The organism is Pantoea sp. Lij88 (assembly GCF_030062155.1).
Lineage (GTDB): Bacteria > Pseudomonadota > Gammaproteobacteria > Enterobacterales > Enterobacteriaceae > Pantoea.
The window spans coordinates 2234261-2248262 of the sequence record NZ_CP118269.1 but is presented as its reverse complement, the minus strand read 5'-3'; the positions used below and the strand labels follow the sequence as shown (position 1 = coordinate 2248262).

Genomic DNA, 14002 nt, shown 5'->3' with positions numbered 1-14002 from the left:
TCCACCACCTGTCCAATCTGAACCTGAACAAAGAGTAGCCAATTTCGTCAGGTATTGAGAAACGTCACGGATGACTCCGCACACCGGTTATTGTGTGATACAGAGGACTGGAAGAGCCTGCAGCAGGTCGGTAGGGTAGGAATAACGCGCACAAATACCGTCCCGGCAACAGGGTGCCAATCAGATTATTACGTTATTATATTGTTGATTTATTACAGATTTGTTGACCCGGATGAGTATATTCTCACGCGGGTCAATATTCAATGACTTATTGTTAGGGCGCTAACTAAAAAGTCTGTGTGTCAGTGATTATCCTGGCAGGCAGGTTGTGCAGAGGCAACAACAGTTTGTGCGCTTGCGGCATGCTGCATAACGTAACCGAGCAGTGCGAGCACAATAGTCACCGTCATCATCAGCGTGGTGGTAAACAGAGCCTGGGTTAAACCGGCCGATACTGCCAGGCTGGCGGCGAAGCAGAGTCCTAACTGCAGAGTGTTCTGCAACGCGGCCGCTTTACCGGTGGCATCCGGGAAGGGCATCAGTGCACTGGAAACCACAATCGGGTAGATCGCGCCGTTAGCCAGTGCCATACCGCAGAACGGAACCATCAGGCTCACCAGCGTGCTGCTGCCTGCAAGCGCAACAGCAAACAGCGCCAGAATGCTCAGGCTGTAGACGCCCAGCAGCCAGGGAAGCAACTGAGCACCGTTGAAGCGGTTAAGCAGGGCGCGACAGCCGAATCCGCCGATTAAAAAGGCAAGAGTCTGTGGGACATAGCTCAGGCCGATATCGGCGGGTGAGAGCCCCAGGTCCGCCAGAATAAATGGCGAGCCGGTCAGCCAGGCAAAGAAACTGGCGGAACAGGCGGAGTAGATCAGCACGTTGCCGCTGTAGACCCGAGATTTCAGCAGCGTAAAGAAGCCCGGCTGCGCCTTTTTGTCGCCGGCGGCTTTGCGAACGGTGGGCAGACGCAGCGTGGTCAGAATCAGCGCTACCGCAATCAGGGTCAGTACCAGGAAAATCGAACGCCAGTGGAAGTGGCCAATCAGCCAGGCACCCAGCAACGGCGCCAGCGCCGGAGAGAGCGCAACCAGCGGCATAATGGTGGCGAAGACTTTGTTGGCGCGTGCGGCAGGGTAGCGATCCACTACCAGCGCCTGCCAGCTCACGGCCGCAGCACAGACACCAATCGCCTGAACAAACCGTAGCGCCAGCATCAGATAAATATCATTCACCCACAGCATGCCCGCGCAGCCGATACCAAACATAGCCAGTCCGGCCAGCAGTACTGGCTTGCGGCCAATGCGATCGGAAAGCGGTCCCCAGAAAAGCTGACCCACGGCGAAGCCTCCCAGAAAGAGACTCATACTGGCGCTGATCAGACCGGGTGAGGTATTAAAGGTTTGCTGCATCGCACCAAAGGCGGGCAGGTACATATCCGTGGCTAAAAAGCCGAGCATGCTCAGCAGGGCAAGGTAGGGCATGAATCCTTTGTTCGACAACATCTCATTCTCATTTTTGCAGGATAAACGCGGCAGAGTGTAAAAGGTGCGTTTGCTGCTGTGAAACGGTAATATTTGCCGATTGCTGTTAAAATTTTTGAAGGCAGATTATGTGGTCTGAATATGCATTAGAGGTGGTTGACGCGGTTGCGCGTGGGGGCAGCTTCAGCGCTGCCGCGCAGGAGCTACATCGGGTGCCTTCTGCCATCAGCTACACCGTGCGCCAGCTGGAAAACTGGCTGGCGGTGCCGCTGTTTGAGCGTCAACATCGTGAAGTGGTGCTGACGCCGGCGGGTGAGCATTTTGTCCGGGAAGGCCGAAGCGTCATCAAAAAAATGCTTGCCACCCGGCGTCAGTGTCAGCAACTGGCCAACGGCTGGCGCGGGCAGCTCAGTATTGCCGTTGACCGTATCGCCAAACCTCAGCGCACCCGGCAACTGGTCAAAGATTTCTATCGTCACTTCCCCGATATGGAACTGATCATCAGCTATGAGGTATTTAATGGCGTCTGGGATGCGCTGGCCGATGGCCGGGTGGAAGTGGCGATTGGGGCCACCCAGGCGATTCCGGTGGGCGGGCGTTTTGCGTTTCGGGATATGGGCACCCTCAACTGGCGCTGCGTGGTCGCGCCCGATCATCCACTGACGCAGGCGAGCCAGATCGATGATGACACGCTGCGAAGCTGGCCATCACTGGTGCTGGAAGATACCTCGCGAGCGCTGCCGCGCCGTATGACGTGGACGCTGGATAACCAGCGCAGGCTGGTGGTGCCGGAATGGCAGACCGGTCTGGAGTGCGTGCAGGCGGGATTGTGTGTGGCGATGGTACCGGGTCATCTTGCCAGACCGCTGCTCGACAGCGGCGATCTGGTTGAACTGACACTGCCGGTGGCGTTCCCGGATAGCCCCTGCTGCGTCAGCTGGGCCGAGGATCGCGCATCACCGGCGACAGGCTGGTTACTCAGCTATCTGGGTGATGCGCAAACGCTTAATCAGGAGTGGTTAAGCGAGGATTAACGGCGATAGTCGCGGAACGGACCATCAGCCACAGAACGACGTTCAATCAGCGTGGGATGGACTTCGATCGTTTGTGAAATTTCACGCTTACTGGTGATGCGGTCCAGCAGCATATCCAGCGCTTTTTCCCCCAGCTGAGCTTTAGGCTGATGTACGGTCGTCAGGGCGGGTGCGAAATAGCGGGCGTTGCGCACATTGTCATAACCGATCACCGAAATATCCTGCGGGACGCGTAACCCCATCTCGTCAGCGGCGCAAATCGCGCCCATCGCCATGATGTCACCGCCGCAGAACACCGCCGTCGGGCGCTGTTTCTGCGACAGGATCTGCTGCATCGCCTGATAGCCCGATTCCGGCTCAAAGTCACCCTGCACAATCCACTCGGCACGCGGCTGGATACCCGCTTCTTCCAGCGCTTTCAGGAAACCGGCATGGCGTCCGCCACCGGTATTGCGCTCCATCTGGCCGGGGATAGCACCAATATCACGGTGTCCACGTTCAATCAGATAGCGTCCCGCCAGATAGCCGCCCTGGAAGGCATTATCCAGCACCGTGTCGGTGAAGTCGGCGCGCGACTCGCCCCAGTCCATCACCACCATCGGGATATTGCGGTTCTCTTCCAGCATCTGCAACAGGTCGTCCGGATATTCAGAGCACATCACCAGCAGACCATCGACGCGCTTCTGCGCCATCATGCTGAGGTAGGCACGCTGCTTTTGCAGATCGTTGTGCGCATTACCCAGAATCAGCGTATAGCCTTTGTCAAAACAGTGATTTTCAACCGCTTCAATAATTTCAGCGAAATAGGGTGCTTCGCTGGAGGTGGCAAGCAGGCCCAGCGTTTTGGTGTGGTTCACTTTCAGGCTGCGCGCCACGGCGCTCGGCGAGTAGTGCAGTTCCTTGATCGCCTGCCAGACCGCGTTGCGCGTCTCTTCAGCGACAAAGCGGGTTTTATTGATGACGTGCGAAACGGTGGTCGTTGAGACGCCGGCGCGTTTCGCCACATCTTTGATTGTTGCCATGAAAATCGGACTCCAGTGCTTATCTAAATCTTTGATAAGCGTAGTGTTAAACGTTTGCGTCTGCTCAGGGATTTTTCCGCAAAAATGCAGCTTTTCTGGTCGGTAAACAGGCCGCTGGCGGAGAATAAACGCCTTAAAAGATGCGCAAACGGAATCAGAGTTGCGCGCGTTGCGCAACAAAGGCGGGATTCTAACAAGGCTGGACGGATAAAACGAGATTTTTACCGGGTCGTGTGGGAAAATGCCATAACCCTACAAATTGTGTGACTAAGGAGCATGTAATGAGTACCGATCTTAAACTGGCGTTAATGACCACTGCGGGCTGTCTGCTGATGATTGTGGCCTTTAGTTTTACCGCCATTCTGCACTAACAAAAAAGCCGGGATTATCCCGGCTTTTTCTGACTGTTCTGCTGCTCAGCGTATGGTTTTCGGCGTCATCACCCGACGGGCACCAATGTAGTGGCGCTGCCAGTAATCTTCCCCTAATGCGCTGATCTGAATATCTTTTCCGGTACGTGGCGACTGAATAAACTTGCCATCGCCAAGGTATACGCCGACGTGGTCCGCAGTACCGCGACCATTAATACGGAAGAAGACCAGATCGCCTTTCTCCAGTGACTCACGCTTGATGGGTGCCGCGTCACGCAGGTGATACATCTCGTTAGCGGTACGTGGGATCTTAAACTTCACCAGATCTTTATAGGCGTACCAGACCAGACCACTGCAATCAAAACCGGTGTGAGGTGAGGTGCCGCCCCACTGATACGGTTTACCCAACTGGCCCATCAGCTTGGTCATCGCGGTTTCACGGGCCTTCTGATAGCGCTGACGGTGGGATTTACTCATCTTAATGGTGCCTGGCTCGCTGGCGATAACCTCAGCCGTTTTCAGCTGGCGCTGATGACCATAGCGTTTCTTCTCTTTATTTTTTTCTTTTGTTTTGCTGATACGGGCGGTTTTGAGCGAGGTCTTCTTAGCAGGCGTCTGTTTAGCAGTGAGTTCGACTTTTTTCTGTTTTTTAGTTTTGAGTTTTTGAACAGGGCTGAGGCGAGTTTTTTTGGTCACCGTTTTTACCTGGCGACGCTTGCGGCGCTCATCGTCGCGCGCACTCTTTTTTTCTGCTTTATGCGAACTGACGTTCACCGGCGCGTGCGGGGAAGCAGCAGCGACGTTGAAAAACAGTTGCGCAAAGGCCAGCATGAAAAGCGTAATGATTAAACGCATAGTCCGTTGATTAGTTAAGTTGTCAGGGCCACTACGCACCGCGACAAAGTTGAGATTAATCTGATCCAGGATCAGCGCCCAGGCCATTCTAGTCCAGTTCGTTTAAAAACTGTAATGCCTTTTAATATTAATCTTTGCAACCCACGCAATCGCGCTGAAAATGAACATTTTCAGCGTCTTATATCAACGAAATTATTACGAATTATTAAACTGTTACCAGCTGTTAATAAACAGGAAATCAGGCGTCCCGAAGCAGGACTTAACAATGATGGCGATTTAATCGGGCAGCGGTCAAAATCTCATTTTCAGTCACGCTGCGAAGTCGCTACAATAAACAAACACGAAGTGACGAATTAAGGAAGGCAATTATGAGTACTGTAGAAAAAATTCAGCGCCAGATCGCAGAAAACCCGATCCTGCTGTACATGAAAGGTTCCCCGAAACTGCCTAGCTGCGGTTTCTCTGCACAGGCGGTACAGGCGCTGTCAGCCTGTGGTGAGCGTTTTGCTTACGTGGATATTCTGCAGAACCCGGACATTCGTGCCGAGATGCCGAAGTTCGCTAACTGGCCAACCTTCCCGCAGCTGTGGGTCGATGGTGAACTGGTCGGTGGCTGCGACATCATCGTTGAGATGTTACAACGTGGTGAACTGCAGACGCTGATCAAAGAGACTGCAGAAAAGTTTAAAGAAGCAGAATAAAAAAAGGCCGACAGCATGTCGGCCTTTTTCATTGCGGCATCCCTTATGCGGATGTCGTGGCTTCTGCGTCGCCTTCTGCGAAGGGCAGTGGCCAGCCACCTAACCGTTTCCAGCGGTTCACCAGCTCGCAGAACAGTGACGCGGTCTGCTGAGTGTCATAGAGCGCCGAATGTGCCTGCGTACTGTCAAACTCCATTCCCGCCGCAATACAGGCTTTCGCCAGCACCGTCTGACCCAGCACCAGTCCGCTCAGCGCTGCAGTATCAAAGGTGGCGAACGGGTGAAACGGATTGCGCTTCAGGCTGGCACGTTCTGCTGCCGCTGACATGAAGTTCAGGTCGAAGGTGGCATTATGCGCCACCATAATGGCGCGATTGCAGCCGCTGTCTTTAATGCCCTTGCGCACCATTTTGAAAATGGCGTGCAGCGCGTCATATTCACTGACTGCGCCGCGCAGCGGATTACTCGGGTCGATACCGGTAAACGCCAGCGCTTCGGGATGCAGCAGCGATCCGACAAAGGGTTCAACGTTGAAATGCAGCGTCTGGTCGATCTGAATCCATCCCTCTTCATCCATTTTCAGCGTGATAGCGGCAATCTCCAGTAACGCATCGGTTTGCGCGTTGAAACCGGCGGTTTCGACGTCGATCACCACCGGATAGAAGCCACGGAAACGTTGATTGAGTGCATTAGGGGAATTCGATTCAGACATCAGGATCTCGTTGCAGAAAAAGGGCAGCGCGTATTATGGCAAAAAACGGGGCCGGGTGCAGCAGATGAAGCGAAGAGAAGGGGATTCAGCCCACCCGGACGGGCAGGCTGAGGGGCAGGTTTAGTTGCCCAGGCCGTTACCGGCATCTTTGTTTTCGATCAGCTCGATTTTGTAGCCATCGGGATCTTCAACAAAGGCAATAATGGTGGAGCCGCCTTTAACCGGGCCCGCTTCACGCGTCACGTTGCCGCCATCTTTGCGAATACGTTCGCAGGCTGCTGCTGCGTCATCAACGCCCAGCGCAATGTGACCATAGGCATTACCGAGGTCATACTTATCGACGCCCCAGTTGTAGGTCAGCTCGATCACCGCACCTTCGCTCTCGTCGGTGTAGCCCACAAAGGCCAGGGTATATTTATATTCGGTGTTTTCGCTCTGACGCAGCACACGCATGCCCAGCACACGGGTGTAGAAATCGATAGAACGTTGCAGATCGCCAACGCGCAGCATGGTATGAAGTAAACGCATAACATCCTCTTTGAAATAAAACGCCATCGCCGGATGACCCAGGCGATAAGTATAGCGATGAAAATCGCCATTGAATAATGGCTGCCGCCATCATCCCGGACGGCAGCCCAAAACGGTTACAGCGTCGGGTAGTCGATATACCCTTCAGCGCCGCCGCCGTAGAAGCTTTCCGGACGCTGTGGATTGAGTGGGGCATCCTGCTGCAGACGCTCAACCAGATCCGGGTTAGCAATGTAATCACGACCAAACGCAACCGCATCGATCAGACCGCGACCGATCAGATCATCCGCTTTCTCAACGGTATAGGCACCGGCACCAATGATGGCTCCCGGGAACAGATCACGCACTTTCTGACGGAAGGCGTCGGTGTAAGGCTGACCGCCGGCCCAGTCTGGCTCTGAAAGGTGCAGATAGGCGATGTTGCGTTTTGCCAGCTCGCCGATGTACCACAGCGCCGCTTCTTCTTCGTCCGGACCGTTGTCCAGATTCTGGAAGCTGCCGATAGGCGAGACGCGAATACCAATACGATCGGCTGACCAGTTAGCGATCACTGCATCAACCACTTCGAGTGCAAAGCGACCGCGCTTTTCGATGCTGCCGCCATATTCGTCGGTACGCTGGTTTGAACCCGGCGCCAGGAACTGGTGCATCAGATAACCGTGTGCGGAGTGCAGTTCAAGCAGATCAAAGTCCGCTTCACGCGCGTTGGCCGCAGCCTGACCAAAATCGGCCACGATCTGCTTGATTTCTGGCACCGTCAGTTCACGCGGTACTGAGGTATCTTCGCGGTAGACGCTGCCATCTTCAGCACGCAGTGAAGTGCGGGTGCCAGCGGCAATCGCCGAGGGGGCGACCGGTGCTTTGCCTTCCGGCTGCACGCTGTTATGAGAGATACGACCGGTGTGCCATAACTGTACGGCGGTGTGACCGCCCGCCTGATGCACGCCTTCGTTAATCACTTTCCACGCTGCAATCTGTGGCTGCGTATGTAAGCCTGGCGCACCGGCATAGCCTTTCGCCTGGAAAGAGATCTGGGTCGCTTCGGTGATGATCAGACCGGCGCTGGCGCGCTGACGGTAATATTCCGCCATCATCGGGGTCGGGATATCGCCTGGCTCAATGCTGCGCAGACGGGTCAGCGGGGCCATGAATACGCGGTTTGGGACGGTAATTGCGCCGACTTTCAGCGGACGAAACAGCTGGGTACTCGCCATAATAGCTCCTGATTAGTAGACCAGTCGTCTACAAACACGTTTTTTAAAAATCAGTGGCTTTTAAGCCACTGTTCGATGGTACTCAATGCCAGACGCAGCGGCTGCGCCTCGCGGGAAATTTTGCTCTGCAGGCTCGCACCAAGCCACAGCAGCGACAGCAATTCCGCCATCTGCGCGGGAGGCTGCGGCAGACTCAGCGACTCCTGCTGCCCGGCGGCGATCAGCGTCCGGGCGTAGAGCGCGGTAATCTTCCCTGCACCCTGCTGCAGTGCATCACGCATCGGCTCAGAGAGATCGCACACCTCAGCAGAGACTTTAACGCCCAGACAGCCAACGATATGGCCCTGCTGCACAAACAGCTCAACGGCAGCACGAAAGTGATTAAGCAGACGCTCACGCGGCGTGCCGCTGGTCTGGTTAAGCTGTAACTCCACATCCTGCAGGTAACGTGCAAAGTAGCGTTCCAGTAACGCCACGCCAAACGCCTCTTTAGAGCGGAAGTAGTAGTAGAAGGAGCCTTTCGGCACCGCCGCCTGCGTCAGCAGTTCGCTGAGGCCCATTCCGGTAAAGCCGCGTTGCAGGCAGAGCTGCTCACCTGTCTGGAGCAGGTGTTCGCGGGTTTCATTGCGTTGTAGCGTCTTATTCATGGCAGTGAGATTAGTAGACCAGTCGGTCTAATGCAACGCTGCACCGTGCATTTGGCACAGAGTGTTCACCTCTCTAGGAAAGAAAAGGTTAATTCTGACCGCGCAGGGCTTACTTCCTGCACAACCAGGCTACGCTTTTTAATGGACTGTTTATTCTGTGAATCCGGAGACGTGGTGGCCGAGCAGCTTGAGTTTTTCCCGGTTCCCAGCCCCTGTCGCGGCATCTGCCAGACTGATGCGCGCGGCTATTGCCTGGGATGTTTACGCAGCCGCGATGAGCGGTTCAACTGGCTGCGCTTCAGCGATGCGCAGAAGCGCGAGGTAATACGTCTTTGTCAGCAACGTCGTCAGCGACTGCAACGGCAGCAGAAAGGCGAGGAGCCGCCCGAACCCCAGCAGCCGGAGTTATTCTGACGACTTTACGCTTTCCGTTATACTCTCTGACACATTAATTACAGCCCACGCGCAACAGGGAGAACGTCATGTTAGAACCGCAAGCCATCGCTTCACAGGGGCCCGATTTTTCACCGCTGGTTATGGGGTACTGGCGTCTGATGGAGTGGGGCATGTCGCCTCAGGAGCGGGTCGCGTTTATTGAGCATCATCTCAGGCTTGGCATTACCACCGTTGACCATGCGGATATCTATGGTGACTACCAGTGTGAGGCGGCATTTGGTGAGGCGCTGAAACTGGCACCCGGCCTGCGCGACCAGCTGCAGATTGTGACCAAATGCGGCATCGCCACGCGCGCCCGGCCTGAACATCAGATTGGTCACTACATCACGGATAAAAGCCATATCCTGCAGAGCGCTGAAAACTCGCTGCGTCATTTCCACACCGATCGTCTCGACCTGCTGCTGATCCACCGTCCCGATCCGCTGATGGCGGCTGACGAGGTGGCTGAAGCCTTTATGGCACTGCATCAGAGCGGCAAGGTTCTGCATTTTGGCGTCTCCAACTTCACCCCATCCCAGTTTTCCCTGCTGCAATCCCGTCTGCCGTTCTCGCTGGTGACGAATCAGCTGGAGATCTCACCGGTGCAGCAAAGCGTGCTGCTGGATGGATCGCTGGATCAGTGTCAGCAACTGCGTATTCGTCCAATGGCCTGGTCCTGCCTCGGGGGCGGCCGCCTGTTTAACGATCCGCATTTCCAGCCGCTGCGAAACGAACTGGAAGCGGTGCGGCAGGAAACCGGCGCCTCCAGCCTGGAACAGGTGGTCTACGCCTGGATACTGATGCTGCCGTCACGCCCGCTGCCAATCATCGGCTCGGGTAAAACGGCTCGGGTCAGCGAAGCTGCCAGCGCGCTGAACTTAATCCTGACACGTCAGCAGTGGTTCCGCATTCGCAAGGCGGCGCTGGGCTTTGATGTGCCCTGAAGCGTAAAACTGCGTCAATCTCCGGCAAAATAGCGCAACAGCGACCAGACTTATCTCAAACCCTGGGATGCAAACGGAGTCACCATGAAAATGAAAGCAGTTGCGCTATTCGCCCTGATCGCCTGCGGTTCAGCTCAGGCTGCCAGCGAGCAGGTTACGATCCATCAGGTTACCGCTGAAGGGATCGGGAAATCACTGGGCACCGTAAAAATTGATGAGACACAGTATGGTCTGGAGTTCACGCCGGATCTGCAGGGGCTTCAGCCGGGCATTCATGGTTTCCATGTCCATGCCAAAGGCAGCTGTGAACCTGGCGAATCTGGTGGGAAAGTGGTCGCCGCCGGTGCGGCCGGAGGCCACCTTGATCCGGCCAATAGCGGCAAACATCTGGGGCCGTATGCTGAGGGACACCTGGGCGACCTGCCTGCGGTCTATGTTGATGACCAGGGCAAAGCCACCTATCCGGTGCTGGCACCGCGTCTGAAATCATTAAAAGAGATTAAAGGCAAAGCGCTGATGGTGCATGTCGGCGGGGATAATCATGCCGACCATCCTCAGCCGCTGGGCGGTGGCGGGGCGCGTTATGCCTGCGGTGTAATCTGAGTGTCCGGGCGGCAGGCAGTGGCCGCCCGCTTTTCTCCTGACTGTTTATGAATTGTTGTACCATCCCTGACATTTCCCCCCTATGATATTGATTCAGGTAAGAAAGCGTGATGGGGAAGGAGCAGGAAAATGAAATTCAAGGGCGCATTACTGCTGTGTCTGCTGCTGGTGGGATGCGATAAACCCAATGATACGCAACTGGTTACCGAAACCGGACGCGAACTTCAGCGCACCATTGATACCAGTCCGATGCGTGTCACCTGTGAAAAGATCGCCAAAGGCCGTGAATGGCTGAGCCGCAACATGGTGCACAAGCTGGAAGCGCAGGGTTGTGATCAGGTCTTTCGCAGCGCCACCGAAACCAATTTCACGGATAGCACTATCTATCGCCACGCCATGACCATGGTGTGCGGGGGGATTCACGGTCAAAGTTTTACCGGCACGGAGCTGACGCGCCGCTTTATCTTCTCACCCGATGAGAAAGCGCTGGTGATCGAACCGATGACCGAAATGGATAAAACCCGCTTCGAAGGCCATAAAACGCTGCAACAGCTGCAGGATGATTTTAACCGGCAACAGCAGCAATATTGCCAGTGATTACTCTGGCACCGCCTGCTTCAGCTGTGCCAGCGAACAGCGTAATCGCCAGATAATCCCCGCCAGTTCGCTGGCCTCAGTGTTTTCCAGCGCCAGCAATGCGGCGATGGTCTCTTCCAGTTCCGTCAGCATCTGATCCAGCGAGCTGTGGCGCACGCCGCGGCTGCTGATAATTTGCTGTAAATTTTGCAGGCTGTTGTCGCGAAACCCCATCAGCGCTGCCGAACCTGCACGCCACTCACGCAGTTGCCAGACGATATGCGAGCAGTTGAGCAGCACCACGCCCCAGCGGAGTAGCCAGACGCGCGCCTGCTCATCCCGGCTGTGACTGAGCTGGCTGATGCGGTGATAAATCTGTGATTCAAAGCGGCTCTCGCTGAGCCGGGGCCGTTGCCGCAGCTGGTCGAGAAAGGCCAGCCGCAGCGCCCGGATATGCCGTCGGCTGCGCCGTGCATCGGAACTGGGCCGCAGAATCTGGAACGCCAGCCAGGCGAGCAGCACCCCGCAGACTTTGGCGATGTTATCGTTAAAGAAGTCCTGATAATCCCAGCTGGGCGGATTGGTCACCGCAATAAACGATCCCATAAAGACGATGAACTGTCCCCACATCCCGGCGCGCTGTTTCTGCTGCAGCTTGAAGAGTTGCAGCGTCACCAGCAGCGGGAACAGAAACAGTAAAAACTGCCACAGCTGGCTGATCTGCACCATCAGGCCAAATTTCATCACAAAGCTGAACGCAAACAGCCACAGCAGCGTTTTCAGCAGCAGCGTGACGCTGCCGCCGGGTGAGGGCACGGAGGCGTATAGCACGCAGGCAATGGCGGTTAAGGTGAGCGCGGAAGCCCCGGAAGACCATTGTGTGTTGATCCAGAAGGCGCAGCCCAGCACGATCACGCAGAAGGTGCGCAGGGCGCTCCAGCCCGCTTCGGCACTGTCACTGTCGCGCGCCAGCGCCGGAACCGGCGGTGGCTGAAAGCGGGTATCGGCATCGGCGCGATCCAGCAGGCGGATCCAGCGCAGCACGTTGAGGTACATCCAGCAGAAGTAGCGCAGGCGCTGACAAAAGGCACGCTGCCGGTAGTCGCCATCCGCCGCAGGTGTCACGCTGCGCAGGATTTGCGCCAGACGGTATTTATCGCACGCCGGTTTCGCCAGCTCAGCCAGCAGGAGCTGCAGCGCCTCAAACAGCGCCTCTGGCGCATCGGGCCAGTTCAGCAACATGCGGCGCAGGCTGGAGAGCACGCTGGTGAGTCGCAGCTGCTGATGCAGCACATAGTTCAGGACGTTATTCTGTCGGCGAAAGCGGTAGTGGCTCCAGAAGGCCTGAATCCGCAGCAGATTCATGGTCAGGATCTGGCTGATGACGTTTTCATGCGCGACACGAATAGTCTCGCTGGCCGAGGGCTGCAGTAGTAACACCGCATGTTCCAGCAAGCGGGCGTGCATCTGCTTCAGTGAGGTGATCAGCGTCTCGCCGTCGGAGGTGCTCGGCAGCACCATCATCATCAATCCGGCGCAGAGGATGCCGGAGATCACTTCGCAGACGCGAGCCTGGGCGATGGTCCACAGCGAGGTGATGTCGGTGATATTGACGCTGCTAAAGGCGATGATGGCGGCGGTGTAACCCGCCAGCGAAAACGCATAGGCGACGTTGTTCTGGTAGTGGTTTGAAATGCCGGTGCAGAGCGCCAGCCAGCCGGCAATCGCAAAGGTAAACAGCCAGGGTTCATTCAGGGTGTGTCCGGCAATCAGCAGCGCGGCGCTCGCCCCCAGCAGACTGCCCACGATGCGGCCCAGACTTTTACTGATCGCGCCCCCGACGGTGGGAAAGCTGATCACGGCGGCAGAGGTCATCGCCCAGTAGGGTTCATCAAGATCCAGCCCATAGGCGATGCTCAGTGCCAGACACATGGCAATCGCGTTACGCAACGCATAGCGCCACTGACCGGCGTTCGCCTTAATCCAGGGCAGTTGATCCCAGGCCAGCCACTGAAAATTCATGGCTGAATGGTGATGGTACAGCTGGTGCCGGCGACCAGATCGGCATCGGCCGGAAGCGAATCGAGGCGAATGCGCACCGGCACCCGCTGCGCCAGCCGCACCCAGGGCACGTTGGGCTTGATATCGGGCACCAGGCCGCTGTCGGTCTCAATGCTCTGGTCATAGATGGCGCGGCCAATGCTGTCCACCTGGCCCTGCAGCCGCATACCATTGCTGTAGAGCACCACCTGCGCCGCCGCACCTGGGTGAATATGGCGCAGCTTGGTCTCTTCGAAATAGCCCATAACGTAGTAAGAGTGGCTGTCGACCAGCGCAAACAGAGGTGAACCCTCGGTGGCATAGTTACCGGGACGGAGCGTCAGATTGGTGATCCAGCCATCCGCCGGAGCGGTCAGCGTTGTCTGTTGCAGATTCCAGCGCGCCCGTTCCCACTCGGCCTGCGCGGCTTTGGTGCTGGCGGTGGCAGCGCCAAAGCTTAAGCGTGCCGCATCAAGATCCTCGGCAGAGATGATGTTGCGCGGCAGGCTGCTGCGCCGGTTAAATTCATGCTGCGCTTTCGCCATGTCCGCCTGCGCTTTGCTGAGCTGGGCGGCGGCGTTGTCGAGCGCGATCTGCCAGGGCACCGGGTCCAGCGTGAGCAGCAGCTCGCCCTTGTGCACAAACTGATTGTCTTTCACCTTCAGTTGCGTAATCCGGCCCGACACCTGAGGCGTGATATCCACCAGCTCTGCCCGCACTTTCCCGTCACGGGTCCAGGGCGACTGCATGTAGTAGTTCCACAGCCAGACGCCCGCCAGCAGCGCCAGGGCGAAGACAATCAGCGTTGAGAAATATTTTACCGCGTTAAATTTCAT

At 56.4% G+C, this 14002-nt stretch carries 16 protein-coding genes; 7 read left to right on the top strand and 9 right to left on the bottom strand.

Annotated features, from left to right (window positions below; genetic code table 11):
* Positions 1-302 precede the first annotated feature (302 nt).
* Positions 303-1505 (bottom strand): purine nucleoside transporter PunC, encoded by a 1203-nt coding sequence (punC, locus tag PU624_RS14285; RefSeq protein WP_283545519.1) that lies wholly within the window; start codon positions 1503-1505, stop codon positions 303-305.
* A 107-nt stretch (positions 1506-1612) separates the two neighbouring features.
* Between punC and punR the strand changes: the two genes are divergently transcribed.
* Positions 1613-2518, top strand: a complete 906-nt coding sequence (punR, locus tag PU624_RS14280) for a DNA-binding transcriptional activator PunR (protein ID WP_283545518.1) — start codon at positions 1613-1615, stop codon at positions 2516-2518.
* Here the strand turns inward: punR and purR are convergent.
* On the bottom strand, positions 2515-3540 hold the full coding sequence (gene purR, locus PU624_RS14275; protein ID WP_283545517.1) for an HTH-type transcriptional repressor PurR: 1026 nt from the start codon (positions 3538-3540) through the stop codon (positions 2515-2517). The genes punR and purR overlap by 4 nt on opposite strands.
* Positions 3541-3821: 281 nt before the next feature.
* Between purR and cydH the strand changes: the two genes are divergently transcribed.
* Positions 3822-3911 carry a cytochrome bd-I oxidase subunit CydH gene (gene cydH / locus PU624_RS14270; RefSeq protein WP_010245592.1) on the top strand — a complete coding sequence of 30 codons (90 nt, stop codon included), beginning with the start codon at positions 3822-3824 and terminating at the stop codon, positions 3909-3911.
* A gap of 45 nt (positions 3912-3956) precedes the next feature.
* On the opposite strand, the gene PU624_RS14265 is transcribed toward cydH, so the two are convergent.
* A complete protein-coding gene (locus PU624_RS14265; RefSeq protein ID WP_283547994.1) occupies positions 3957-4766 on the bottom strand; it encodes a C40 family peptidase in 810 nt (269 codons plus the stop codon).
* A 365-nt stretch (positions 4767-5131) separates the two neighbouring features.
* On the opposite strand from PU624_RS14265, the gene PU624_RS14260 reads away from it, so the two are divergent.
* Complete coding sequence (locus tag PU624_RS14260; RefSeq protein WP_170933470.1) at positions 5132-5467, top strand: Grx4 family monothiol glutaredoxin; 336 nt, start codon at positions 5132-5134, stop codon at positions 5465-5467.
* 43 nt (positions 5468-5510) lie between these two features.
* Here PU624_RS14260 and rnt read toward each other — a convergent pair whose 3' ends face one another.
* The 4 genes from rnt to PU624_RS14240 form a co-directional block, all read right to left on the bottom strand.
* Entirely contained in the window at positions 5511-6179 is a 669-nt protein-coding gene (gene rnt, locus PU624_RS14255) for a ribonuclease T (RefSeq protein WP_283545516.1), read from the bottom strand.
* A 120-nt stretch (positions 6180-6299) separates the two neighbouring features.
* Entirely contained in the window at positions 6300-6707 is a 408-nt protein-coding gene (gene gloA / locus PU624_RS14250) for a lactoylglutathione lyase (protein WP_008926200.1), read from the bottom strand.
* 116 nt (positions 6708-6823) lie between these two features.
* The gene (locus PU624_RS14245) at positions 6824-7921 is read right to left on the bottom strand and encodes an alkene reductase (RefSeq protein ID WP_283545515.1); all 1098 of its coding nucleotides are present in this window, start codon (positions 7919-7921) and stop codon (positions 6824-6826) included.
* Between the two features lie 50 nt (positions 7922-7971).
* Positions 7972-8568, bottom strand: coding sequence for a TetR/AcrR family transcriptional regulator (locus PU624_RS14240; protein ID WP_283545514.1), 597 nt, complete (start codon positions 8566-8568; stop codon positions 7972-7974).
* Positions 8569-8742: 174 nt separating this feature from the next.
* Here PU624_RS14240 and PU624_RS14235 point away from each other — a divergent pair, with 174 nt between their 5' ends.
* The 4 genes from PU624_RS14235 (at position 8743) to PU624_RS14220 (ending at position 11147) form a co-directional block, all read left to right on the top strand.
* Complete coding sequence (locus PU624_RS14235) at positions 8743-8982, top strand: DUF1289 domain-containing protein (RefSeq protein WP_283545513.1); 240 nt, start codon at positions 8743-8745, stop codon at positions 8980-8982.
* Between the two features lie 68 nt (positions 8983-9050).
* Complete coding sequence (locus tag PU624_RS14230; protein WP_283545512.1) at positions 9051-9947, top strand: aldo/keto reductase; 897 nt, start codon at positions 9051-9053, stop codon at positions 9945-9947.
* 84 nt (positions 9948-10031) lie between these two features.
* Positions 10032-10550 (top strand): superoxide dismutase [Cu-Zn] SodC, encoded by a 519-nt coding sequence (gene sodC, locus PU624_RS14225; RefSeq protein ID WP_283545511.1) that lies wholly within the window; start codon positions 10032-10034, stop codon positions 10548-10550.
* Between the two features lie 129 nt (positions 10551-10679).
* Positions 10680-11147 (top strand): hypothetical protein, encoded by a 468-nt coding sequence (locus PU624_RS14220; RefSeq protein WP_283545510.1) that lies wholly within the window; start codon positions 10680-10682, stop codon positions 11145-11147.
* Here the strand turns inward: PU624_RS14220 and PU624_RS14215 are convergent, their stop codons facing one another.
* Both PU624_RS14215 and PU624_RS14210 read right to left on the bottom strand, forming a co-directional pair.
* Positions 11148-13148, bottom strand: a complete 2001-nt coding sequence (locus PU624_RS14215; RefSeq protein WP_283545509.1) for an FUSC family protein — start codon at positions 13146-13148, stop codon at positions 11148-11150.
* Entirely contained in the window at positions 13145-14002 is an 858-nt protein-coding gene (locus tag PU624_RS14210; protein ID WP_283545508.1) for an efflux RND transporter periplasmic adaptor subunit, read from the bottom strand. The genes PU624_RS14215 and PU624_RS14210 overlap by 4 nt, the downstream gene beginning before the upstream one ends.